Origin of the sequence: Dysosmobacter sp. Marseille-Q4140, from assembly GCA_018228705.1 — a bacterium.
Taxonomy (GTDB): Bacteria; Bacillota; Clostridia; order Oscillospirales; family Oscillospiraceae; genus Oscillibacter.
The window spans coordinates 1728264-1752050 of record CP073694.1 but is presented as its reverse complement, the minus strand read 5'-3'; the positions used below and the strand labels follow the sequence as shown (position 1 = coordinate 1752050).

At 64.5% G+C, this 23787-nt stretch carries 18 protein-coding genes; 13 read left to right on the top strand and 5 right to left on the bottom strand.

Annotation, left to right across the window (positions count from 1 at the left end):
* Positions 1–39 precede the first annotated feature (39 nt).
* From KFE19_08865 to KFE19_08855, 3 genes are read left to right on the top strand one after another with little or no spacing between them, the layout of a single operon-like run.
* On the top strand, positions 40–1524 hold the full coding sequence (locus tag KFE19_08865; GenBank protein QUO36550.1) for a DUF1846 domain-containing protein: 1485 nt from the start codon (positions 40–42) through the stop codon (positions 1522–1524).
* 28 nt (positions 1525–1552) lie between these two features.
* Positions 1553–3718: an RNA-binding transcriptional accessory protein gene (locus tag KFE19_08860; protein ID QUO36549.1), complete on the top strand. Its 2166-nt coding sequence runs from the start codon at positions 1553–1555 to the stop codon at positions 3716–3718.
* Between the two features lie 14 nt (positions 3719–3732).
* A complete protein-coding gene (locus KFE19_08855; protein ID QUO36548.1) occupies positions 3733–4131 on the top strand; it encodes a metallopeptidase family protein in 399 nt (132 codons plus the stop codon).
* Positions 4132–4213: 82 nt separating this feature from the next.
* On the opposite strand, the gene KFE19_08850 is transcribed toward KFE19_08855, so the two are convergent.
* From KFE19_08850 to KFE19_08840, 3 genes are all read right to left on the bottom strand, one after another.
* Positions 4214–5107 carry a ribokinase gene (locus KFE19_08850; GenBank protein QUO36547.1) on the bottom strand — a complete coding sequence of 298 codons (894 nt, stop codon included), beginning with the start codon at positions 5105–5107 and terminating at the stop codon, positions 4214–4216.
* A gap of 92 nt (positions 5108–5199) precedes the next feature.
* Positions 5200–8787 carry a M56 family metallopeptidase gene (locus KFE19_08845; GenBank protein QUO36546.1) on the bottom strand — a complete coding sequence of 1196 codons (3588 nt, stop codon included), beginning with the start codon at positions 8785–8787 and terminating at the stop codon, positions 5200–5202.
* Positions 8784–9167, bottom strand: coding sequence for a BlaI/MecI/CopY family transcriptional regulator (locus KFE19_08840; GenBank protein ID QUO36545.1), 384 nt, complete (start codon positions 9165–9167; stop codon positions 8784–8786). Before KFE19_08840 ends, KFE19_08845 begins: the two co-directional genes overlap by 4 nt.
* Before the next feature lie 145 nt (positions 9168–9312).
* Here KFE19_08840 and KFE19_08835 point away from each other — a divergent pair, with 145 nt between their 5' ends.
* The 10 genes from KFE19_08835 to KFE19_08790 all read left to right on the top strand — a co-directional run bounded on the left by KFE19_08835 (position 9313) and on the right by KFE19_08790 (position 20183).
* Positions 9313–9993: a response regulator transcription factor gene (locus KFE19_08835; GenBank protein ID QUO36544.1), complete on the top strand. Its 681-nt coding sequence runs from the start codon at positions 9313–9315 to the stop codon at positions 9991–9993.
* Entirely contained in the window at positions 9990–10973 is a 984-nt protein-coding gene (locus tag KFE19_08830; protein QUO36543.1) for a sensor histidine kinase, read from the top strand. Before KFE19_08835 ends, KFE19_08830 begins: the two co-directional genes overlap by 4 nt.
* A 108-nt stretch (positions 10974–11081) precedes the next feature.
* Complete coding sequence (locus KFE19_08825; protein ID QUO36542.1) at positions 11082–11849, top strand: ABC transporter ATP-binding protein; 768 nt, start codon at positions 11082–11084, stop codon at positions 11847–11849.
* On the top strand, positions 11842–13809 hold the full coding sequence (locus KFE19_08820) for an FtsX-like permease family protein (GenBank protein QUO36541.1): 1968 nt from the start codon (positions 11842–11844) through the stop codon (positions 13807–13809). The genes KFE19_08825 and KFE19_08820 overlap by 8 nt, the downstream gene beginning before the upstream one ends.
* A gap of 122 nt (positions 13810–13931) precedes the next feature.
* The gene (locus KFE19_08815; protein QUO36540.1) at positions 13932–14825 is read left to right on the top strand and encodes a LysR family transcriptional regulator; all 894 of its coding nucleotides are present in this window, start codon (positions 13932–13934) and stop codon (positions 14823–14825) included.
* Between the two features lie 219 nt (positions 14826–15044).
* Positions 15045–15818 carry a 3-hydroxybutyrate dehydrogenase gene (locus KFE19_08810; GenBank protein QUO36539.1) on the top strand — a complete coding sequence of 258 codons (774 nt, stop codon included), beginning with the start codon at positions 15045–15047 and terminating at the stop codon, positions 15816–15818.
* 12 nt (positions 15819–15830) lie between these two features.
* On the top strand, positions 15831–16763 hold the full coding sequence (locus KFE19_08805; protein ID QUO36538.1) for a 3-hydroxyacyl-CoA dehydrogenase family protein: 933 nt from the start codon (positions 15831–15833) through the stop codon (positions 16761–16763).
* A gap of 250 nt (positions 16764–17013) precedes the next feature.
* Positions 17014–18402: an argininosuccinate lyase gene (argH, locus tag KFE19_08800; protein ID QUO36537.1), complete on the top strand. Its 1389-nt coding sequence runs from the start codon at positions 17014–17016 to the stop codon at positions 18400–18402.
* A 516-nt stretch (positions 18403–18918) separates the two neighbouring features.
* Positions 18919–19854, top strand: a complete 936-nt coding sequence (locus KFE19_08795) for a helix-turn-helix domain-containing protein (protein QUO36536.1) — start codon at positions 18919–18921, stop codon at positions 19852–19854.
* 173 nt (positions 19855–20027) lie between these two features.
* Positions 20028–20183, top strand: a complete 156-nt coding sequence (locus KFE19_08790) for a hypothetical protein (protein QUO36535.1) — start codon at positions 20028–20030, stop codon at positions 20181–20183.
* Positions 20184–20427: 244 nt separating this feature from the next.
* Here the strand turns inward: KFE19_08790 and KFE19_08785 are convergent, their stop codons facing one another.
* Both KFE19_08785 and KFE19_08780 read right to left on the bottom strand, forming a co-directional pair.
* Positions 20428–22029, bottom strand: a complete 1602-nt coding sequence (locus KFE19_08785; GenBank protein ID QUO36534.1) for a response regulator — start codon at positions 22027–22029, stop codon at positions 20428–20430.
* Positions 22019–23779: a sensor histidine kinase gene (locus KFE19_08780; protein QUO36533.1), complete on the bottom strand. Its 1761-nt coding sequence runs from the start codon at positions 23777–23779 to the stop codon at positions 22019–22021. The genes KFE19_08785 and KFE19_08780 overlap by 11 nt, the downstream gene beginning before the upstream one ends.
* Between the last annotated feature and the right edge of the window lie 8 nt (positions 23780–23787).

The window sequence follows — 23787 nt, the reverse complement described above, 5'->3', positions numbered from 1 at the left end:
CGGGCCGGCTTACAAAAGATAGAGAGAGGTCGAGGGTCTATGGCAGCCATTGGGTTTGACAATCAGCAATATCTCAAAACGCAGTCGGAGCAGATCCGCAGGCGGATCGCCCAGTTCGGCGGCAAGCTGTATCTGGAATTCGGCGGGAAGCTGTTCGACGATTACCATGCCTCCCGGGTCCTGCCGGGCTTTGAGCCGGACAGCAAGGTGCGGATGCTCCAGCAGCTGCGGGAGGACGTGGAGATCGTCATCGCCATCAACGCCGCGGACATCGAAAAGAACAAGGTCCGGGGAGACCTGGGAATCACCTACGATGAGGACGTGCTGCGGCTGATCGACAGCTTCCGGGGCATGGACCTGTACGTGGGCAGCGTGGTGCTGACCCGCTACAGCGGCCAGGGGGCGGCGGACGCCTTTTTGCGCCGCCTGACGGCCCTGGGCATCCGCTGCTACCGCCACTATCCCATCGCCGGATATCCTTCGGACGTGGCCCACATCGTCAGCGATGAGGGCCTGGGCAAGAACGACTACGTGGAAACCAGCCGGCCCCTGGTGGTGGTGACGGCCCCCGGCCCCGGCAGCGGCAAGATGGCCACGTGCCTGAGCCAGCTCTACCACGATTACAAGCGGGGCATTTCCTCCGGTTATGCCAAGTTTGAGACCTTCCCCATCTGGAACCTGCCCCTCAAGCACCCGGTGAACCTGGCCTACGAGGCCGCCACGGCGGACCTGGACGACGTGAACATGATCGACCCCTTCCACCTGGAGGCCTACGGCAAGACCGCCGTCAATTACAACCGGGACGTGGAGATCTTCCCGGTGCTCAGCGCCATCTTTAAAAAGATCCAGGGCCAGTCTCCCTACCAGTCTCCCACGGACATGGGCGTCAACATGGCCGGCAACTGCATCGTGGACGACGCGGTGTGCTGCGCCGCCTCCCGGATGGAGATTTTGCGCCGGTACTACACCGCCGGTGTGGAGCACGTCCAGGGCAAGTGCGAGGAGAACACCGTCCGCAAGCTGGAGCTGGTGATGCAGCAGGCGGGCGTGACGTCGGAGATCTGTCCCGCGGTGTCCGCCGCGCTGACCAAGGCCGAGGCCACCGGCGGCCCCGCCGGCGCCATGGTCCTGCCGGACGGACGGGTGGTCACCGGCCGCACCTCCGACACCCTGGGCGCCGCCTCCGCCATGCTGCTCAACGCCCTGAAGGCCCTGGGCGGCATTGCCGACCACTTCGAGCTGATCTCTTCCCAGGTGCTGGAGCCGGTGTGCCGGCTGAAAACGGAATACCTGGGCCACAAGAACCCCCGCCTCCACACCGACGAGGTGCTCATGGCCCTGACCATCTCCGCCCTGACCAATCCCCTGGCGGAGCTGGCCCAGCAGCAGCTGCCCAAGCTCCGGGGCTGCGACGCCCACTTCACCGTCATCCTCAGCGAGGTGGACGAGACCCTCTTGAAGCGGCTGGGCATCAACGTCAGCTGCGAGCCCCGGTACGAGACCAAGAAGCTGTATCACCGGTAAACCGGAGTCATTCCCGAAAGGAGACCCTATGGACCCCATCATTCAACAGATCGCATCGGAACTGAACAAGCGGCCGGACCACGTGGAGAACGTGGTCCGGCTTTTGGACGAGGGCAACACCATCCCCTTCATCGCCCGCTACCGCAAGGAGCTCCACGGCGCCATGGACGACACTGCCCTGCGGACATTGGAAGAGCGCCTCCAGTACCTGCGGGGCCTGGAGGAGCGGAAGGAGACCGTGAAAAAGGCCATCGCCGACCAGGGCAAGCTGACGGAGGACCTCTCCGCCGCCATCTCCGCCGCCGCCACATTGGCGGAGGTGGAGGACCTGTACCGGCCCTACAAGCAAAAGCGCCGGACCCGGGCCACCATTGCCCGGGAAAAGGGGCTGGAGCCCCTGGCGGCGCTGCTCTTCGCCCAGGGACCCGACTGCCCGGACCCTTTGACCGAGGCCGCCAAATACATCGACCCGGAAAAGGGCGTGGAGACGGCGGAGGAGGCCCTGGCCGGGGCGTCCGACATCGTGGCGGAACGCTTGAGCGACGACGCCGCCCTCCGGGGCAGGCTCCGGGAGCTGGTGCGGAGGAACGGACGCCTGCGCAGCGAGGCCGCCACGGAGGAGGACACCGTCTACCGCCTGTACTACGACTTCTCCCAGCCCATCTCCCGGCTCCAGGGCCACCAGGTCCTGGCTATCAACCGGGGTGAGCGGGAGGAAAAGCTGAAGGTCGCCCTGGAACTGGACCGGGAGCTGGGCCTCCGGGCCGTCCGGCGCCACGCGGTGGTGCCCGGCAGCGCCGCCATGGACTTCGTCAAGGCCGCGGCGGAGGACGCCTGGGACCGTCTGATCTTCCCCTCGTTGGAGCGGGAGGCCCGGGCGGATCTGACGGAAGCCGCCAGCGAGGGCGCCATCGGCCAGTTCGCCCTGAACCTGCGGCCCCTTCTGATGCAGCCCCCCGTCAAGGGCAAGGTCACCATGGGCCTGGACCCGGGCTACCGCATGGGCTGCAAGGTGGCGGTGGTGGACCCCACCGGCAAGGTGCTGGACACCGCCGTGGTCTATCCCACCTACGGTGAGCGGCAGAAGCAGGAGGCCATCACGACCCTGGGCAAGCTGATCCGCAAGGACGGCGTGGCGCACATCGCCATCGGCAACGGCACCGCCAGCCGGGAGACGGAGCAGATGGCGGTGGAGCTGATCCATAAAATGGCCGCCGAGGGCATCTCCGTCAGCTATATGATCGTCTCCGAGGCCGGGGCCAGCGTCTACTCCGCCAGCCCCCTGGCGGCGGAGGAATTCCCCCAGTTCGACGTGAACCTCCGCTCCGCCGTGTCCATCGCCCGGCGGCTCCAGGACCCCCTGGCGGAGCTGGTGAAGATCGACCCCAAGGCCATCGGCGTGGGCCAGTACCAGCACGACTGCCCCCAAAAGCGCCTGGACGAGGCCTTGGGCGCCGTGGTGGAGGACTGCGTCAACGCCGTGGGCGTGGACGTGAACACCGCCTCTCCCTCTCTTTTGCAGCGGGTGGCGGGCCTGGGACCCGCCACGGCCAAGAACGTGGCCGCCTACCGGGAGGAAAACGGCCCCTTCACCTCCCGCAAACAGATCTTGAAGGTGCCCAAGCTGGGCCCCAAGGCCTTTGAGCAGTGCGCGGGCTTTCTGCGGGTGCCGGAGAGCCGAAACGTCCTGGACAACACCGCCGTCCACCCGGAGAGCTACGCCGCGGCAGAAAAGCTGCTCGCCCTCACCGGCCACACCCTGGCCGACGTGAAAGCCGGTGCCCTGGGGGACCTGCGCTCCCAGGTGAAGGCCTACGGCGAGGAGCGGGCCGCGGAGGCGTGCGGCGTGGGCGTGCCCACGCTCATGGACGTGACGGCGGAGCTGATGAAGCCCGGCCGGGACGTCCGGGAGGATCTGCCCAAGCCCATCCTCCGCACCGACGTGCTGGAGATGAAGGACTTAAAGCCCGGCATGGAGCTGACCGGCACCGTCCGCAACGTCATCGACTTCGGCGTGTTCGTGGACATCGGCGTCCATCAGGACGGCCTGGTCCACATCTCCCAGGTGGCGGACAAATTCATCCGGCACCCGTCGGAGGTGGTCTCCGTGGGCGATGTGGTGAAGGTGGTCGTGCTGGACGTGGACGAGAAGAAAAAGCGCATCAGCCTCAGTATGCGCCAGGCCAAGAGCTGAGAGGAGGAACCGTGATGATCCTGACCATCGACCAGGTCAACGACGCGCTGGACGAGATGGCGGAGGGCTTTCCGCAGGTGCTCTTTGAGGAGCTCAACGGCGGGGTGAACCTGCTGGAGGAGGCCCTGCCGGATCCCCAGTTCCCGGAGGGGGAGATGTATATTCTGGGGGAGTACTGCGAGGATGTGCTGGGCCGGTATATCAATCTGTACTACGGCTCCTTTGCCGCCCTGGCGGAGCGGGAGAACTGGGACCGGGACACCTGGGCCGATGAGCTCTACACCACCCTTTCCCACGAGCTGACCCACCATATGGAGAGCCGGGGCGGCCTCCACGCCCTGGATGATCGGGACGCCGAGGAGTTGGCCCAGTGGCGGGCGGAGTACGCCGCCCGGGAGGGCGAAGCGCCCTGAGAGCACTCCGGCCGCATCACCATCCAAAAACCCCGGCCCGGGACAGCGTCCCGGGCCGGGGCTCTCTTTTTCCCGCGTTGGATCACCGGACCTGCGCCAGGCGGGCGCGGACCTCCGCCTCCCGGGGGATGGAGGGCTCCGCCCCGGGTCGGGTCACGGCGATGGCGGCGGCCATGGCCGCCATGGCCAGGGCCTCCTCCAGGGGTTTCTCCCGGGCCAGCATGGCCAGGAAGTACCCGGTGAAGGTGTCACCGGCGCCGGTGGTGTCCACCGCCCGGGCCGGGAAGCTGGGCTGGAACAGCCGCCGCCCGCCGCTGCGGCACCATGCGCCCTCCCGGCCCAGGGTCAGCACCACGCCCATGGCCGGGTAGCGGGCTTCCAGCGCGTCCAGAATGGCCCGGGGCTCCTCCGCCCCGGTGAGCTGGGCACCCTCCAGCCGGTTGATGAGCAGCCAGGCAAGGCCGCCGAGGTCCGCTTGCAGCAGGGCCTCGTCCACCGGGGAGGCGTTGAGGCACACCCGGTGGCCCCGCGCCGCCGCCAGGGCCAGCAGGTCGGCGAGGCCCGACGTCTCGTTCTGGGTCAGCACATAGGCCGGGGCGGGGAGCCGGTCCAGGACCTGCCGGATGTATCCGGCGGTGACGGCGCCGTTGGAGCCCCGGCAGAGCAGGATGCAGTTCTCCCCGGTCCCGGAGACCTGGATCACCGTGTGGCCCTGGGGCAGGGGACAGTCCGCCAGCAGGGTGGTGTCCGCGCCGCTGCGCTCCAGCACCGCCCGCAGCGCCTCCCCGCCTGCGCCCAGCATCCCGGCGTGGCGGACCGCCGCCCCGGCCCGGGCGGCGGCCACGGACTGGTTGAGGCCCTTTCCGCCGCAGTAGACGGCCCGGCTCTCCACGGCCAGGGTCTCCCCGGGGCGGACGAAGTCCGGCACGGTATACACATAGTCCAGGTTCATGGACCCGAAATTGACGATCTCCATAGGCTGCCTCCCGGTGCGGTTTTCCTCAGTATAGCGCGGCGGGCGGAAAAAGGGAAGGGGAGCGGCGTTCGCCGCTCCCCTGTTTGATCATATTACGGCCCCGTCCCGGTGCCGTCGCAGCGCCAGCCGTCATCGGAGAGGTACATGGGTCCCATCTGCCGGTTCATGAAGGCTCCCTCCGGGGCCTCGCCGTAGGCGCCGGTATAGTTTTCGGTGTTCCCGGCCATGTTCCAGCTGAGGGACGCCTCGTTTTCCGGCACAAAGATGCGGTAGTAGTGGAAATAGAAGTGCTCCGTCTCCAGCATAAAGGGCTGGTACCAGCTGTCCATGGCCTCCTCGTCCAGCTCCACCACATTGCGCACGTAGGTCAGGGCGTACTTGCTGCCCGGCGTCACCTGGAGACCGACTGCCTGCACCGCGTCCACCCAGGCCTGGGCGACGGCCAGGTGGTCCTGCCCGGTGTCCGGGATCACGATGTCGCCCCGGAGGACATCCAGCTCCACCTCGTCGTACCAGAACCGCAGGTGGTCGAAGATGCTGCCATAGGACATCGCGTCCGCGCTCTCCGCCCGGAGCCAGTAAGTCTGGCCGCTGTCGGTGCAGCGGACCAGGTCGCTGCCGGTCCAGACCTGGATGGCGTACCGACCATCCGGGGAGGAGAGGATCAGGGAGGCCTCCGGCTCCGGAGAGGACGGCAGGCCTTCCTCCGCCCGGGACCAGTTGAAGGCGTAGGGGGAGGAGAAATGGAGGGCGGTGTACTGGGCGTTGGCGGTGCCCCCGGGCGTGGTCACATACCGTCCGCCGCCCACGCCGTCGGCCCGGAGCATCTCCATGACCAGCGTCTCATTGCTGCGGATGGCGTCCATCAGCATCCCGGCCTGGACGTCGGCGGTGAGCGGTGCGTCCGACTGCTCATCGAACCAGGCCCGGATGGCCTCTGCGGCCCCGCCGCCGTGGACAGCGGTCACCTGATAGATGGTGCTGCCGCCCTTGTCGGTATACTGCACGTAGGGGCTGCCGAAGAACACCCGGAGCATATAGAGCTCGTCGGGGTCGTGGAGGGTGAGGAAGTAGTCCCCCTCCTCCTCTGAGGCCCAGGGGTCCGTGGTGATGGGCCAGGTCCAGCGGGTGTCCACCCAGCTGTACCCGTCGCCGGTGAGCCTGTTCAGCAGGACCCGGACCGTCGGGTCCGAGGTGGAGACGGACAGGGCGTCCGTCTGCCAGGTGCCGCCGCTGTTGTAGTCCAGGTTCACCTCCAGCCGCCCGGTGAAGTTCTGGAGCACCTGCGTCAGGTCCTTGGCGGCCTGGTCGTTGGCGCTGTATGGGGCGGAGGAGTAGACCTCGCTGAGTGCAAAGCTCTCTGCCGCGGCGTTCAGATGGCCGCCCTCCAGGGAGTGGGCAAAGCGCAGGCACACCTCCATGGGATCGGCGGCCCAATCCGCCTGTCCCGCGTCCGCCTGGGACTGGAGGTCGGCGTAGTAGTCCGCCATGGGCAGGTCCGTGTCGGGCCGGATCACCTGGCGCTGGGGAATTTCTCCGTCGTACCACAGCTGCTCCACGCACCAGACGCCGCCCTCTCCCTGGGTGACCGGCTGAGAGAGGATGAAGGACCAGGTGATCTCCCGGCTGCCGTTGACCGCGTAGTAGGGGTAGTAGGTGGCGGTGATGTGGTCGCCAGCAAACTGATAGGACTGGCTGCGCATGGCCTGGACGGTCTCCTCCGGGAAGGGCTCCACGCCCGCCACGGCCAGCACCGCCGCCTCCGCCCAGTCCATCAGGGCGGACTGGACGGCCTGGTAATCCTCAGCGTTTTCCGGGGAGAAGTTGACATCCGTGGGGAAGTGGACGGCGTAATAGTACCCGTCGGTGTCTTTAGCAAAGCAGGAGACGCCGCTGGTGTCCACGGCGCACAGATGCCGCTCAAAATCCGCCTGGTCCCAGCGGTTGACCCCGAACAGCCAGCCGCCGTAGTCGCTGTCGTAGTCCGGGGCGTAGTAGTAGGCGAAGCGGAATGTCCCGCCCTCCTCCGCCGGGGCCTCCACGACCACCTGGTCCGCGTATGCCTCCGGCACTTGGGCAAGTGCCGCCCGCACGGCCGCGGCCCGCTCCTCCGCCGTCAGGACGGGGCCCTCCGTCTCCGGAAATTCCACGGACCGGGCAAAGTCCACGGCATCCTCCCGGGTAAAGTTTTTGGCGTTGAGGCTCAGCAGGATGCCGGTGTCATCGCCGGGCTGGGCCAGAAAGACGTACCAGTAGGCGGAGGTCGTCTCCACCGCGGATAGGTCTGTGCCGGAGAGCTCCAGCTCGCCCAGTTCCGCGGCGGTGTAGAGGTCGTGCTCCGCGTACAGCAGCGCCGCCGGGGCGGCCAGGCCGGACAGGGACTCCGACTCTCCGCAGTCGGTGTGGTTCCAGGTGGGCAGGGCCTCCCGGATGGTCTCCCCTTCCCAGGTGAGCCAGCTGGCGGGAAAGACGCCCGCCATGCCGGCGGCGGTCCACTGGGGCGGCGTGCCGTCCACAAAGTCGGAATAGACGTCGGGGGAGAACCGGTATCCGCCGCCGTAGCCCAGAGTGTCGCTGTACGCCTCCAGCGTCAGCCCCTCCGGCAGCACCAGGGAGATGCCCAGCTCCGGCAGCTCCACGGCGGCGGAGCGGTCGGCCCGGGCGCCGGTAAAGGTAGCTGCCGCGGCGATGGCCACCACGGTCACCAGGCACAGTGCCGTCACCGCCAGCATCCGGGGCTTTTGGGCGATCAGGGCGACGCGCTCTTTCAATCCGCTCTTGCCGCTGCGCATGGTGGTGGCGGTCTGGAGAAGGCTCCCTGGAGACACTCCGGCGGCCACCAGCCCCACCAGTGTCCGGCCGTAGGCGATGCGCTCCGCCTCGCCCAGGCGGCGGATGGCCCCCTCGTCGCAGGCAAGCTCACAGTCCCGCCGGGACAGCGCCGCCGCCCACCACACCAGGGGGTCGAACCAATACAGGCACAGACACGCTGCCCGGACCAGAGACCACCAGGGATCCCCCTGGCGGCGGTGGGTCAGCTCGTGGGCCAGGACGTGCCGCAGCCGTACTGGGTCCGCTTCACAGGCCGGCGTCACGTAGATCCGCTGTCGGACAAGGCCCAGCAGGCAGGGAGAGGGCACCGCCGCCGACACGTACACCGGCACCGGGCTCTCCGCCCCCTCCAGACGCCGGGCGCCCTTCCGGGCCCGGGCGGAGAAGGCCAGGTTCACGGTCAGGAACCAGAACGCCATCACCGCGGCGCCGCAGAGCCACACGGTCCGCAGCACCGCGCCCAGATCGAAGATCTGCTCCGCCGGGACGGTGGTGTAGTCCGTGCCCGCCGGCGGGGCCTCCCCCACCGGATAGAAGTGGCGGATGCCGGAGCCGTCATAGTAGATGGCGACCTCCTGATTGTCGGCGGTGGTCCCGGTCTCCGGCGCCGGGGCGGAAGTGGTGATCCCGTGAGAGGAGACGTACACCGTGGTGTCCGGCCCCTCCGGCGGCAGGGCGTTGAGCACGCTGAGCCCCGTTCCCGGCAGGGACAGGGGCACCAGCAGCCGCACCGCCGCCAGCAGCCACAGGGCGTACTGGACCCGGGGGCGGATCCGTCCCCGCAGCAGATACCGCAGGGCGATCAGCACCAGGATCAGCAGGCTGGAGGTAAGAAGGATCTCTCTCATGACCGTCCCTCCTCCGCTCTGCGCAGCACGGCGTACAGCTCGTCGATGTCCGCCTGGCTCAAGCTCTCCCGCTCTGCCAGGGCGTTGACCAGCAGTCCCACGCTGCCGTGGTAGGCCCGGCTCAGCAGGGAGTCCGTCTCCGCCGCCGCCACTGCCTCCCGGCTGACGGCGGGGCGGAACACCTTGGCCCGGCCGGACTGCTCATAGGCGATCAGGCCCTTTTCCTCCATCCGCCGGACCATGGTGGTGACGGTGCTCTTGGCCCAGCCGGCGGAGACACCCAGCTCCCGCACCAGCTCCATCAGGGTCTTGGGGCCGGTCCACAGCGCCTCCATCACCCGCCACTCGCTGGCGCTGAGGGTCACAGACGCCTTGTCCATGCATCTCGCCTCCTTTTGGCTTACTTTTGTAATCCAATTCTAACACGGGGGACTACGGCTGTCAACCAATTTGACGGGGCAGCCCGGCGGGGAATTGACATTCCCCCGCCGGAATGTTACCCTTTTCGGGAAAGGAGGCGGCGCCATGTACCGTATTTTTCTGGTGGAGGACGACGAGGTGATCGCCGGCGCCGTGGCCCGCTATCTGGAGGGCTGGGGCTACACGGTCCGCTGCGCCCGGGAATTTGACCGGGTGCTTCAGGAGTTTACGGACTTCGACCCCCAGCTGGTGCTGCTGGACATCTCCCTGCCCTTTTTCAACGGCTACCACTGGTGTCAGGAGATCCGGAAGGTCTCCAAAGTGCCCATTTTGTTTCTGACCTCCGCCGGGGACAGCGTCAACACCGTCATGGCCATGCAGCTGGGCGGTGACGACCTGCTCTCCAAGCCCTTTGACCTCCAGGTCCTCTCCGCCAAGGTCCAGGCCATGCTGCGCCGGGCCTATGACTTCGGACCGCCTGCCCAGCTGCTGCGGTGCGGCGGCGCGGTGCTGAACGTGTCCGACGGGACACTGACGGCGGGTGGGCAGCGCCTGGAGCTGACGCGGAATGAGCTGCGCATTTTGCAGATGCTGCTGGAGCGCAAGGGACAGATCGTCAGCCGGGAGGCGCTGATGACCCGGCTGTGGGAGTCCGACAGCTTTGTGGATGAGAACACCCTCACCGTCAACGTGGGCCGTCTGCGGCGGAAGCTGGAGGCGGCGGGGCTGCCGGACCTGATCCGCACCCGCAAGGGAGAGGGGTATCTGGCGGAGGAGCCGGTATGATGCTGCTGGCCTATCTGCGGCGGCAGTGGAAGCTGCTGGTGCTGCTGGCGGGGATCGCCGCCGTGTTCGCGGCGGTATTCTCCCTGTACGATCTGCCGGTGGAGGCGGTGGGCTATGCGGCGGCGCTGTGCCTGGCGCTGGGGGCAGTTCTGTTCGGCTTGGGCTTCCGGCGCTTTTGCGCCCGGCACCGGGAGCTGCGGCGGCTGCTGGACCGGGCGGAGGAGCCGGTGCTGCCCCTGCCGCCCGCAGGGGATCTGCTGGAGGAGGACTATCAGGCCCTGCTGACGGCGGTGGCCGCCCACCGCACCCGCCTGCTGGCCCGGGAGCGGGACAAGCTGGAGGACATGACCGACTACTACACCCTCTGGGCCCACCAGATCAAGACCCCTATGGCCGCCGCCGGCCTGCTGCTTCAGGAGGATCCGCCGCCCCGGGAGCAGCTGGAGGCGGAGCTACTCAAGATCGGCCAGTATGTGGACATGGTGCTGGGGTATCTGCGGCTGGACAGCGACTCCACGGACTACGTCTTTTGCGACACGGACCTGGACGCGCTGCTGCGCCAGGCGGTGCGGAAGTTTGCCCGGCTGTTTATCCTGAGGCACATCGCCCTGGATTTCCGGGAGACGGGCCGCGCGGTGCTGACCGACGGCAAGTGGCTCTCCTTCGTGGTGGAGCAGCTGCTGTCCAACGCGCTGAAGTACACGCCATCCGGCGGCACCGTCCGCATCTACGCCGACGGGGAGACGTTGGTCATTGCCGACAGCGGCATCGGCATCCGGGAGGAGGATCTGCCCCGGATCTTTGAAAAGGGCTTCACCGGCTACAACGGCCGCACCGGGCAGAAGTCCACCGGCATCGGGCTGTACCTCAGCCGCCGGGTGACGGAGAAGCTGGGCCATGACCTGACCATCGTCTCCCGGCCCGGCCGGGGCACCATCGCCCGGCTGGACCTGAGCCGCCGGAAGCGGACCATGGAGTAAACCTTACGAAACTGTAAGATACGGAGCCGGACTGTAAGCCAGGACCATGGCGGACAGCCCGGCTCCCCTGTTATACTGGGGCCAATCCAAGCAAGGAGGCGTTTGCCTATGGCACTGCTGGAAGTGCAGCATTTACAGAAGATCTACACCACCCGCTTCGGCGGCAATCCCGTCCAGGCCCTGTCCAACGTGAATTTTTCCGTGGAGCCGGGGGAGTACGTGGCCATCATGGGCGAGTCCGGCTCCGGCAAGACCACCCTTTTGAACATCCTGGCGGCCCTGGACCGGCCCACCGCCGGGGAGGTGTTCCTCAACGGCAAGGCCCTCTCGGACATCCGGGAGCGGGATCTGGCGGCCTTCCGCCGGTCCCACCTGGGCTTTGTGTTCCAGGACTTCAACCTACTGGACACCTTCTCCCTCCGGGACAATATCTTCCTGCCCCTGGTGCTGGCGGGGACCGACTATCCCGCCATGCAGAAAAAGCTCCAGCCCATTGCGGAGCAGCTGGGCATCGCCGACATCCTCTCCAAGTACCCCTACGAGGTCTCCGGCGGCCAGAAGCAGCGGGCGGCGGTAGCCCGGGCCCTCATTACGGACCCCCAGATCGTTCTGGCAGACGAGCCCACCGGCGCCCTGGACTCCCGGGCCTCGGACAACCTGCTGGACCTGTTCGGCCAGGTCAACGCCGGGGGCCAGACCATTTTGATGGTAACGCACTCGGTGAAGGCGGCCAGCCACGCGGGCCGGGTGCTGTTCCTGCGGGACGGGGAGGTGTACCACCAGATCTACCGGGGCGGCGAGAGCCGGGAGAGCCAGTTCCGCCGGATCTCCGACACGCTGACGGTCCTGGCGGAGGGAGGCGGCCCCCATGCGTAAGTCCGGATTCTTTCCCCGGCTGGCCCTGGTGAACCTGCTGCGCAACGGCCGGTACTACGGGCCGTACCTGCTCTCCTGCGGCGGTACCGCCGCCATGTTCTATATCCTCCGCTACCTGACGGAGAGCGACATCGTCTCCTCCGTCCGAGGGGGCGCGTACCTCCAGAGCCTGATGTACCTGGGGTGCATCGTGGTGGCCCTGTTTTCCGTGGTGCTGCTGCTTTACGCCAACAGCTTCGTCATGAAGCGGCGGCAGCGGGAGCTGGGATTGTACAACATCCTGGGGCTGGAGAAGCGCCACATCGCCCTGCTGTGCCTGTGGGAGACCCTCTATTGCGCTCTGGCGGCCATTGCGGGCGGTATCGCCGCCGGCATCCTCTTCAGCAAGCTGACGCTGCTGCTCCTGCTGCAGATCGCGCGGCTGCCGGTGGAGTTTGGCTTTGAGATCAGCGTGCCGGCCATTTTCTCCGCCGCCTCGCTCTTTGCCGTCCTCTTTGCCCTGACCCTGGTGTGCAATCTCTTTCGGGTGGGCCGGGCCCGGCCGGTGGAGCTGCTCCACAGTGAGGCGCAGGGAGAGCGGGAACCCAGGACCCGGAGGCTGCTGGTGGTCCTGGGCCTCATGACCCTGGGCGGCGGCTACTTTCTCTCCTGGAAGGTGCAGAATCCCACAGAGGCCCTGGTCCTGTTTTTCCTGGCGGTGGTGCTGGTGATGATCGGCACCTACTGCCTGTTCGCCGCCGGGTCCGTGGCGGTCCTCAAGGCCCTGCGGGCCAATCCCGGCTACTACTACCAGACCCGGCACTTCACCGCCGTGGCAGGGCTTTTGCACCGGATGAAGCAAAACGCCGTGGGCCTTGCCAACATCTGCATCCTCTCCACCATGGTGCTGGTGACGGTATCCACCACCGTCAGCCTCTACACCGGCATGGAATCCTCCTTGGACCAGATGTTTCCCCACGATGTGGACATCATCCAGTACCTGACCGACCGCGGCGACGAGGAGGCATTGCTCACACAGGAGGAGCTGATCGCCCAGGTGGAGCGGAACCTGTCCGCCGCCGGCCGAAAGGCAGAGCAGATCCAGTGGTATACCCGGACGGACACCGTGGGCTATTACTCCGGCAATACCTTCTCCCTCAATTTCCAGGAGGGCATCAGCACCCGGCTGGAACTGCTGACGGCAGAGGCGTACGGCCGCCTCACCGGCAGGGCTGCGGCCCTGGAGCCGGACCAGGTCCTGGTCCAGACAAAGAACCTGACGCTGCCGGAGACCTTTTATATTGAGAACCTTCCCTTCCATGTGGCCGGGACTGTGGCGGACTTTCCACGGCGCAATACCACCGCACTGGTCTCCGGCCAGTCGGCGGACGTCTTTTTGGTGGTGGCGGATGAGAGCGTGATCTCCGCCATCGGCGCCCAGAGCCGCAATGGCCTGGACCGGGAATTCCGCATCCAGATGGACCTGGACGGAACGGAGGCGCAAAAGCTGGCCTGCGTGGATCTGCTCCTGAACGGGACCGGGGGCGGAACCGCCCTCAACAGCCGGCAGGACAACGCGGCAAACCTCTACGCCATGTACGGCGGGTTCCTGTTTCTGGGCATTTTCCTGGGCCTGCTGTTCCTGCTGGCTACGGCCCTCATCATCTATTACAAGCAGATCTCCGAGGGGTACGAGGACCAGCGGCGCTATACTATTTTGCAGCAGGTGGGCATGACGGACCGGGAGGTCCGCTCCTCCATCCACAGCCAGATCCTGCTGGTGTTTTTCCTGCCGCTGGTCACGGCGGGCATCCACACGGCGGCGGCCTATCCCATGGTCTCCAAGCTGCTGGCCCTGTTCCAGCTGACCAGCACCGGCCATTATGCTCTGTGCACGGCGGGGACCTTCGCGGTGTTCTGCGCCGTCTACGCCTTGGTCTACGGCCTGACGGCCCGGGCCTACCGGCGGATCGTGGCGTGATCCCCATTTATCAAAACGGCGCCGGGAGCTTTGCCCCGGCGCCGTTTCGGCGGACGGGGAGTTGACAGCCGGGGCGCGGGCAGGGTAACATGGGAAAAAACGCGGCGGGAGGCGGGATGCGCATGGATATCCGGCAGATCACCTATTTCGTGGCAGTGGCCCAAAACGGCAGCTTCTCCAAGGCGGCGGAGATGCTGTCGCTGTCCCAGCCGGCGCTGTCCCTGGCGGTGAAGAAGCTGGAGGAGGAGCTGGGGGCCAAGCTGTTCTACTCCTTCAACAAGCGCCAGGAGCTCACCGACGAGGGCCGGGCCCTGCTGGACAGCGCCCGGGAGCTGCTGGACGCCTACCAGCGGACCGTGGAAAACGTGCACACCAGCCGCACCAGCCGCTCCGGCACCTTCACCCTGGGCCTCTCGCCCCTGTTCGGCGCCTGCTTCTTCGGGGACCTGATCCCGGAGTTTTACCGGGAGTATCCCGATATCCACATCACCGTCATCGAGGACGGCGCCAACAAGATCGACGAGCGGATCGCCGGAGGGCAGGTGGACCTGGCCGTGACGCTCAAGACCGAGCGGCTGGCCACCTTTGCCAGCTGCCACTTCACCACCCAGCGGAACGTGGCCCTGCTCCACAGGAGCCACCCTCTGGCCGGGGAGAAGGAACTGACAGTGGCCCAGCTGCGGGAGGAGCCCTTCGCCATCTTCAACCAGGACTTCATCCTCCACCGGCAGATCCTCTCTGCCTGTCACAGCGCCGGGTTCCGGCCCAAGATCGCCCTGCTGAGCAGCCAGTGGGACTTCATGGTGGAGCTGGTGGCCAAGAACCACGCCGTGTCCATCCTGCCCAGGCCCGTGATGGACAAGCACCCGGACCCCAACGTGGCCTGCGTCCCCCTCAGCGACAGCATGAAGTACTGGGACATCGCCCTGGCCTGGAACAAGGAGCGGTATATGTCCAACGCCTGCCGGCTGTTTCTGGACTTCGTCCGCGCCCACCTGCCGCCGGACGACCTGTGAGCGTTTTGCCTTATTTATAAGTTTTACAAATAATTATTCAAATATTATATAAATGAGTTTGTAGGCTACGTGAAAAAGGGCGGCACAGTTTCTGGCAGAATCATCATTGCATTTTGCGCCTTGTTTTTCTAAGATAGAGGGGAAAAGACAGCCGGGGAAGCCAATGCCCGGCGGGAGGTCGGGCCGCGGGCCCGCCCCGGAAAAAAGGAGGAAGTCGTTATGACCATGAAATCCGCTCTCATCACCGGCGCCGCATCCGGCATCGGCAAGGCCTGCGCCGAGAGAATGGCCCGGGAGGGCTACGGCGTGGTGGTGGCTGACGTGAATATGCCCGCCGCCGAGGAACTGGTAAAGGAGCTGACCGCCCAGGGCCTCAGCGCCATCGCCGTCCACATGGACGTGTCCAATGAGGAAGAGGTGGAGGCCGGGTTCGACAAGATGGTGGAGACCTACGGCTCCTGCGATCTGGTCATGTCCAACGCCGGCGTCCAGATCGTCCATCCCTTCGACGAGTATCCCTTCGCCGACTGGAAGAAGATGATGGCCATTCACGCCGACGGCGCCTTTCTGGTGTCCCGGGCGGCCTTCCGCCGCATGAAGGCCTCCGGCAAGGGCGGCCGCATCGTGTTCACCGGCTCCGTCCAGTCCTTCGTGGGCTCCAAGCTGAAAGAGCCCTACAACTTCGCCAAGCACGGTGTGGCGGGCCTGGCCAAGGCCATCGCCCGTGAGGGCGCCGACTACGGCATCTACACCTACACCATCTGCCCCAGCTTCATCAAGACCCCGCTGGTGGAAAAGCAGATCCCCGAGCAGGCCGCCTCCCTGGGCATCACCGAGGAGGAAGTGGTGAAGAACATCATGCTGCGGGATACCGTGGACGGCGTGTTCACCACCGTGGAGGACGTGGCCAACACCCTGGCCTTCCTGGCAAACGACCAGGGCGCCCTCACGGGCCAGTCCCTGCGGCTGACCCACGGCTGGGCCATGATGTAAGGGGGCGGTTCCATGGAGAAGATCGCAGTCTACGGCTCCGGCACCATCGGCTCCTGCCAGGCCACGCTGGTCATCGGCCACAGCCTGCCCTGCACGGTGATCGGCCACTCGGAAAAGGGCCTGGAGCGCTGCCGCAAAGCCATCGCCCAGAACTGGGACGATCTGATCGCCGAGGGCCTGGCCACCGCCGCCAACAAGGAGGCGGCCATGGCGCTGCTGACCGTCACCAACGACCCCGCCGCCCTGGAGGGCCACACCTTTATCTTTGAGGCCGTCACCGAGGGCGCGGCGGAGAAGCGGGCCGTGTACGAGGCTGCCGCCCAGTACGCGGCGGAGGACGCCATCGTGGCCTCCTGCTCCTCCTCCATGGACGCGGAGGTGCTGGCGGGGCTGTCCCCCCGGCCGGAGCATCTGCTGATCGCCCATCCCTTCCAGCCGGTGCACATGCTGCCCCTGGTGGAGGTGGTCCGCCATGAGCGGACGGAGCAGGCGGCCATCGACCGGACCCTGGCCCTGCTGGAGACGCTCCACCGCCAGGTGGTGGTGCTGAACCGCAGCGTGCCGGGCCTGCTGGTCAACCGCTTCGCCCAGGCGCTGTTCCGGGAGTCCATCTACCTCATCGAGCAGGGCGTCACCACCGCGGCCGACATCGACAAGGCGGTGAAGTACGCCATGGGCATGCGCTATGCCTCCATCGGATTGCTGGAGTATTTTGACGCCGTGGGCTTCCAGCTGGAGAGCACCATCGCCCAGAACGTGTACCCGGACCTGTGCGGCACCCGGGAGCTGCAAAAGACCGTCACCGACGGCCTGGCCTCCGGCAAGACCGGCCAGGCGGCGGGCCAGGGTCTGTACGACTGGTCCCAAAAGGACGGCGACGACTTCCGCCGCCGCAAGCAGAGCCCCTATTTCGAGGGCGTCCGGGAGTGGACCATGCCCGGCTGACAGAGATCCTCAGAGCCCCGGCGCACTGCGCGCCGGGGCTTCCTCTTTGCCCCGGCGGGCAGTCCGGGCACTGTGGCGAAAAGAGAGAAACTGTGGATCAGCGATTGACGAAAAGCGGTATATGGCGTATCATTATCCATGCAAATCGCCCGGCGGGCGGGGGAATCTCCGCTGAAATGGGCGGGAAAACCAATGACGGACCGGGAGGATCCCGCCGGGCGGGACCCCCAGGAGAGGAGCGGAACAGCATATGGCAAGCCTGTGGGGCGGCAGATTTGAAAAGGACATGGATGAGATCGTGAAGCGGTACAACGCATCCATCTTCTTCGACCAGCGGATGTACAACGAGGATATTGACGGCAGCGTGGCCCACGTGACCATGCTGGCCAAGCAGGGCATCGTCACCGAGGCCGAGCGGGACCAGATCATCGCCGGGCTGGAGGGCATCCGGGCGGACATCGCCGCCGGGAAGATCACCTTCACCGTGGAGGACGAGGATATCCACATGGGCGTGGAGAGCCGCCTGATCGCCCGGATCGGCGAGGTGGGCAAGAAGCTCCACACCGCCCGCAGCCGCAACGACCAGTGCCAGGTGGACGGCCGGCTGTATCTGAAAAAGGAGATCCGGGAGATCCTGGAGAGCCTTTGCTGCCTGGAGGACGTAATATTGCGCAAGGCGGAGCAGTACGCCGACGCCATCACCGTGGGCTTCACCCACCTCCAGCACGCTCAGCCCATCACCGTGGGCTTCGTGTTCATGGCCTACTTCCAGATGTTCAAGCGGGATATCCAGCGCCTGCAGGACACCCTGGCGCGCATGGACTACAACCCCCTGGGCTCCTGCGCCCTGGCGGGCACCACCATGCCCATTGACCGCCGCTGCACCAGTGAGCTGCTGGGTTTCGCCGCTCCCTGCGAGAACGCCATGGACGGCGTCAGCGACCGGGATTACAGCCTGGAGTTCCTCTCCGACGCGTCCATCTCCATGATGCACCTGTCCCGCTGGGCGGAGGAGTTCGCCTGGTGGAATTCCTCCGAGTTTGCCTATATCGCCATTGACGACAGCTTCTGCACCGGCAGCAGCATCATGCCCCAGAAAAAGAACCCGGATATGGCGGAGCTGATCCGGGGCAAGGTGGGCCGGGTCTACGGCGACCTGATGCAGCTGCTCACCGTCATGAAGGGCACGCCCCTGGCCTACAACAAGGACTTCCAGGAGGACAAGGAGAGCCTGTTCGACGCCATTGACACCTGGAAGGCCTCCATCGACATCTTTGCCCGGATGCTGGACAAGACGGAGTTCCGCATGGACCAGATCCAAAAGCAGCTGGGCAAGGGCTTCCTCAACGCCACCGACATCGCCGAGCACCTGGCCAAGCAGGGCATCCCCTTCCGGGAGGCCCACTCCATCGTGGGCCGCATGGTCAAGACCTGCGAACACAAGGGCTGCGACTTCGAGGATCTGACGGCGGAGGACCTGGCCGCCATCGACGGCCGGGTGACCCCCGATTCCCTGGGAGACATCAGCATCAGCGCCTGCGTGGACGCCCGGACGTCCTTCGGCGGCACCGCTCCGGCGGAGGTCCGGCGGCAGATCGCCGTGGGCCGGGAGTGGCTCAGCAGCCTGGAGCGGCAGTGACAGCCCTTCGCTGGATGCGGATTCAAAACGGTTTTCCGCCGCCTGCACCGGCGGGAAACCGAAACAGCGCCCTGAGATCACAGATCTCGGGGCGCTGTTTGCCGGCGCTGCAAAAAACGCAGCTGCGGCCGGAGCGCTTTGCCGGACGGAGAGATCCAATGCTCCGGAGCTCTTGAAACTGTGCGGGAAAACGAATATAATTGCTGTGTCAGTTTTTTGTTGCGGGGAGATGCTATGGAATATATCACGGTGCGGCAGGCGGCCCGGAAGTGGAAAGTTTCAGAGCGGCTTGCACAGCAATACTGCGCCAGCGGGCGTATTCATGGTGCGGAAAAGTTTGGGGGGGCCTGGGCCATCCCAGCTGACAGCCGGAAACCGGCAGATCCACGGAAGAAGCAGAGACAGCCTGCCCCGACACGATTGGCGCCCCGGCCTGCTCCGTCGGAGCCTGCCGCCGATCTGATGCCCATGCCGCTGATGAATGGGGCGTTTGTACCGGGACATTGCAGGGAATATGTGGAGGAGATCGCAGATACCCGCCTGCGGGATATTGCACGGGCGGAATACTATTATTTCAGCGGGCGGCCGGAAGAGGCGATTCGGGAGGCGGAGCGGTATCTGAGCCATGAGAATCTGTCGCTGCGTCTGTCGGCCTGCCTGATCTATGCGTACTCCAATCTCTCCGTGGGTCAGATCCGTCGGGCGCAGTACACGCTGGCGGAGGTGCAGGGCGTCCTGGCAGCCGCCGATGAACACACCCCTCCCCAGATGCGGGCGTTGGCTGCTTTTACGGTTACCGCCGCGGCGGTGCTGCTGCACCTGCCCCCGCCGGAGGGAACGGGAGATCTGCGGGAGTATATCCGCTTCCTGCCGCCGGGGCTGCGGATGTTTGCGCTCTACGTACAGGCCCACCACACGTATTTGCAGGGAGACTACGGGAAGAGCATCGGCATTGTGGAGACGGCCTTTGCGGTTCAGGGAGAGGAATTTCCCATTCCCGCCATTTACATGCATCTCGCGGCGGTGATGGATTACATGGGCCTCAAACAGCCGGAGCAGGCGCAGGCGCATTTGATGGCCGCCTGGGATCTGGCCCGGCCGGACGATCTGATCGAGGGATTTGGCGAACATCACGGCCTGCTGGGCGGGATGCTGGAGGCGGCTTTGAAAAAGGACTGGCCGGAGGATTTCAAGCGGATCATCTCCATCACCTACCGGTTTTCTGCGGGATGGCGAAAGGTCCACAACCCGGCCACCGGAGAACAGGTGGCGGACAATCTGACGACCACGGAGTTTGCCACCGCCATGCTGGCCGCGCGGGGCTGGACGAATCAGGAGATCGCCGCCCATCTGGGGATCTCTCTCAACACCGTCAAACAGTACATCTCCACGGTTTTGCAAAAGCTGAATATCAAGCAGCGGAAGGATCTGAAACGATACATGCTGTGCTGAGAGCCATGCCTGCGGAATTCCGCAGGCATAGTCCTTTTTTCCGTGGAAACGGGTGATTGCAAAAAAAGCGTTTCATGCTAAATTGAATTTAGCATACGGAGCCCGTAGGAAATAGGAGACGGAAAACTTGCGCCCTTTTGAAAGGGCGCGGGGCAGGGAGGAGATGACGAGCCATGAAGAAAGAACCGGTATGTGAGATCACGGTCACCGGAGTGGAGAACCGGGAGTGGCAGGGCTCGGTGTACTTTCCTGCTTCAGAAAAACGTGTGGCGTTTCAAAGCGTGTTGGAATTGATCAAAGCGGTGGAGGATGCGGCAAAGAGCGAATAGGGAAAGCCGCCGGCTGAGCGCGTTCCGCCTCATACAGCAAACAACAGGCACCTGATTCATTTGGCGAATCAGGTGCCTGTTTCGTTTGAAAGGGGTCTCTGTGGGGAGAGAGCGGTAGAAAATTTCGTGAGGCGCCGGGTGGCTTTTCGATGATAAGATCGCTTTTCGGCGGCGATTGGCGAAAAGCTGTGGGGCGGCGCTCAGGAGCCGGGTTTGCTCCGCAGCTTCCCCAGGAGAGGGGATATCAGCTTTGCCGGAAATCCCGGGCGGACATGCCGGTGCACTTTTTGAACAGCTTGCTGAAATAGTTCTGATTGCTGTATCCCACTTCAAAGGCAATGTCGCTGGTGCGCATCTGGGTGGTTTTCAGCAGAGTTTTTGCCTTGTTGATGCGCAGCAGGGTCAGGTATTCAATAAAGCACTGGCCGGTCTCCTGCCGGAACAGCGTGCTGAAATAGGCTGGGTTGACGTTGACCTGACCCGCCACCACGGCCAGATCCAGGTCCGGTTCGGAAAAGTGCGCCATCATGAACTCCCTGGCCTGGCGGATGACACTGTCGTTTTTGCCGCCTTTGCGCTGATCCCGGAGAAGGATCGTCTGGGTGGCCAGATCCCGCAGGGCTGTTTGAAAACTGGAGAGATCCTGGCTGCTGCCGAATAGCTGGACCACGCTGGGAATGGAGAGGTTCGGCGTGGCGTCCGCCTCGTAGCCAAGCTCCTTCAGAAAGTCCGATACGGCCGTCAGAATGTCCAGACAGACATAGGTCAGATACAGGTGGCTCATCTGCATCCGCTCCAGCTTTTCCACCATGGAGGCTGCGAAATTGGGCACATCCTTTACGCTTCCGCTGGCCAGCAGATTCCGGAACATCTCTTTTTCCAGGGAGGTATACTGTACGTTGGCGGGCAGATCCCGGCAGTCCCCGGCCAGCACCACGGTGCTCTCCGCCGTCTGGGGCAGGAGCTCCAGCGTCACGTTTGCCGACAGCATGGAGCTGTACAGATCGCCTATGTGGCCGCAGGGGTTGCCGACTGCCGCAGTGATCCGGGACAGTCCGCATTTTTCCGTGAGCAGCATCACCAGCCGGCGCATGCATTGGACGGCCTTGTCAGAGACGTCGCTTTCACTCTCCCCCAAGAAAATGAAGCGGAATTGATCGATCCCGTTTGAAAACCAGAAAATATCCTCCCTGTTTGCGGCAAAGTCCCGGAACGTCTGGGAACAGTCCAAAAAGGTAAGATAGCTCTCCTCGTCGTTTTCCGAGTCCCCGGGAAAATGGACCGCCATGACGCAGCCGGTGTAGGCGCCGGCCGCCAGGCGCAGCTGCAGCAGCTGCGCTTTGCTGTCAATGACCCGCTGGGGAAAGAAGCCGCTGCAAAGCTGGGAGAGGAAGCGGTGCCGGTTGAGCTCCAGAGATTCATCCGCCATTTTCTGAAGCTCGCTGATGGACTGCTGTTGGCGGCGCTCCTCGTCAATCATCCTGGCGGCACGGCCCAGGGTTTTGCGCAGGTCGTCGGGCTTGAGCGGCTTGAGCAGGTACTCGGTGGCGCCCAGGGAGAGGGCCTGCTTGGCGTAGGCGAAGTCGTCATAGCCGCTGAGTATGATGATCTTGATTTCCGGCCGGTTGGCCCGGACCAGCCGGGACAATTCCAGTCCGTCCATGAAGGGCATTTTGATGTCTGTGACAAGGATATCCACATTCGTGGCCTGAATGTCCTCCCAGGCGTCCTCGCCGTTGGAGGCGTCTCCGCAGAGCGTATACGGACCATCTTTCCAGATGGCGTTGGATTTTACATATTCCCGCAGCATATATTCGTCTTCGACGAGATAAACGTTATAACCCATTGTCCTCCTCCTCTGTCAGCGGTACGCGGATAATGACTTGGGTGCCGCAGCCCTCCTGGCTGCGAAGCGTGAGGGTATAGCCCTCCCCAAACATCAGACGCAGCCGCATGTTTACATTGATCAGACCGTAGCTCTGGCCGGACCGCAGGACCCCCTCGTCGATTTTCCGGCTCAGGGCGGCCAGAGCCTCCGGGCTCATGCCGATTCCTGTGTCCGAAACGGTGATTTCCAGCAGGTTTTCGGGGATCTTTCTGGCGCGGACTTCCACATGGCCCGTTTCCCCACGGCGGTAGCGGCGGTTCTTGATGCCGTGGTAGATGGCATTTTCCACAATGGGCTGCAAAATGATCTTGGGGAAGCGGGCCCGCAGCGTCTCCGGGGCCACATCCACATGGTAGCTCAGGATGTCCTGATAGCGCATCTGCATGATGTGGAGATAGCAGGAGACGTGGTTGACCTCGGTTTCAAAGGGGATCACATCCATTCCGCTGCGCAGCGAAAGCCGGTAAAAATCAGAGAGGGAGGCGATCAGGTCCACAGCCTCCTCATTTTTGTTGCTCTCCGCCGCCCATACAGCGCTGTCCAGGGTGTTGTACAGGAAATGGGGGTTGATTTGGGACTGGAGCGCCGTCAGCTCGGCTTTCTTCAGGTTCTTTTGCTCCTCTACGATGCGGGCCAGAAGATTTTTGGTCTCCCGGAGAAGGGCCGCGAAGCTGCGGTATACTTCCTCGATCTCCACCTGCCCGTGGATTTCCGGGATCTCCACATCCAGGTTGCCGGAGGTGGCGGAGCGCATCAGCGACTTGAGCTGCGAGATGGGATGGGCGATATAGCTGGAGAGCAGAATGTTGACTGCCACGATCAGGAGGATCGACACCAATACCATCAAAACCGTGCTGGCCCGCAGCTGATACACGGAGGAAAAGACCTCGCTGGTGGGGGCCACAGACACGATGGTCCAGCCGGTGGAGGGCAGTTCAGTGTAGACCACCAGCGCTTGATTGCTCTTGATGGTGCCTGAGGTGCCGTCCTCCAGAATGTGCCGGACCGTGCCGGAGGAGAGCCTGACGCTGCCTTGGGACGGAAAGAGGTCCACGCCGCTGCCGTCCATCACCAGTGTTTGCCCGCCGGGGCTGGGCTTGGCGTTTTTCAGAATATCCACGATGAAATCCTTGCTGACAGATACCCGCAGCAGTCCGCAGACCTCGTTGGTGCTGATTTTGAAAACCGCCGCGGATACCGTCAGGGCATTGTCCTCCCAGGGCTGTCCCCGCAGAGACTGGGCCGAACCCTGCACATGCACTGTTCTGGGAAGGGAGACCACGGCTTGAAAGTCCTCGTAGCTTTCAAAGGGGCGTTCCAGATTGAAATAGCCGTTCCGCTCGCTGAAGCACCGGCCGTTGATGCCGATGACGCTCATGTCCAGAATGTAGGAGTTGCTGGATTGCGTCTGCCGGATGATACTGAAAAGCTCGCCCAGCGCCTTGGCGTTTTCATACCGGGCTTCCGGCGTGCTGCTGCTGAGAAAGTTGGAAATGGTGTACGAGGAGGAATAATTCATCAAACGGGATGCCTCGTTGATCACCATGTTCAATTCGGAGTTCACGTGCTGGGCGGTCTGTGAGACCTGGACGGAGATTCTTTCCTCCGCCTGCCCTGCTGCCACCCGGTAGGCGAAGAGGCTCATGACCAGGGAGGGCAGCAGGGAAAACAGCACTACCAGCAGGGCGATCATTCGTTTCAGGGGCATATGTCTGA

What these genes read in the sequence shown, in the direction of transcription:
- KFE19_08820 (QUO36541.1), top strand. Translation starts at nt 11,842, where the DNA reads ATGCGTAAGTCCGGATTCTTTCCCCGGCTGGCCCTGGTGAACCTGCTG.
- KFE19_08855 (QUO36548.1), top strand. Translation starts at nt 3,733, where the DNA reads ATGATCCTGACCATCGACCAGGTCAACGACGCGCTGGACGAGATGGCG.
- KFE19_08810 (QUO36539.1), top strand. Translation starts at nt 15,045, where the DNA reads ATGACCATGAAATCCGCTCTCATCACCGGCGCCGCATCCGGCATCGGC.
- KFE19_08845 (QUO36546.1), bottom strand. Translation starts at nt 8,787, where the DNA reads ATGAGAGAGATCCTTCTTACCTCCAGCCTGCTGATCCTGGTGCTGATC.
- KFE19_08835 (QUO36544.1), top strand. Translation starts at nt 9,313, where the DNA reads ATGTACCGTATTTTTCTGGTGGAGGACGACGAGGTGATCGCCGGCGCC.
- KFE19_08830 (QUO36543.1), top strand. Translation starts at nt 9,990, where the DNA reads ATGATGCTGCTGGCCTATCTGCGGCGGCAGTGGAAGCTGCTGGTGCTG.
- KFE19_08790 (QUO36535.1), top strand. Translation starts at nt 20,028, where the DNA reads ATGAAGAAAGAACCGGTATGTGAGATCACGGTCACCGGAGTGGAGAAC.
- argH (QUO36537.1), top strand. Translation starts at nt 17,014, where the DNA reads ATGGCAAGCCTGTGGGGCGGCAGATTTGAAAAGGACATGGATGAGATC.
- KFE19_08785 (QUO36534.1), bottom strand. Translation starts at nt 22,029, where the DNA reads ATGGGTTATAACGTTTATCTCGTCGAAGACGAATATATGCTGCGGGAA.
- KFE19_08865 (QUO36550.1), top strand. Translation starts at nt 40, where the DNA reads ATGGCAGCCATTGGGTTTGACAATCAGCAATATCTCAAAACGCAGTCG.
- KFE19_08840 (QUO36545.1), bottom strand. Translation starts at nt 9,167, where the DNA reads ATGGACAAGGCGTCTGTGACCCTCAGCGCCAGCGAGTGGCGGGTGATG.
- KFE19_08860 (QUO36549.1), top strand. Translation starts at nt 1,553, where the DNA reads ATGGACCCCATCATTCAACAGATCGCATCGGAACTGAACAAGCGGCCG.
- KFE19_08805 (QUO36538.1), top strand. Translation starts at nt 15,831, where the DNA reads ATGGAGAAGATCGCAGTCTACGGCTCCGGCACCATCGGCTCCTGCCAG.
- KFE19_08850 (QUO36547.1), bottom strand. Translation starts at nt 5,107, where the DNA reads ATGGAGATCGTCAATTTCGGGTCCATGAACCTGGACTATGTGTATACC.
- KFE19_08815 (QUO36540.1), top strand. Translation starts at nt 13,932, where the DNA reads ATGGATATCCGGCAGATCACCTATTTCGTGGCAGTGGCCCAAAACGGC.
- KFE19_08780 (QUO36533.1), bottom strand. Translation starts at nt 23,779, where the DNA reads ATGCCCCTGAAACGAATGATCGCCCTGCTGGTAGTGCTGTTTTCCCTG.
- KFE19_08825 (QUO36542.1), top strand. Translation starts at nt 11,082, where the DNA reads ATGGCACTGCTGGAAGTGCAGCATTTACAGAAGATCTACACCACCCGC.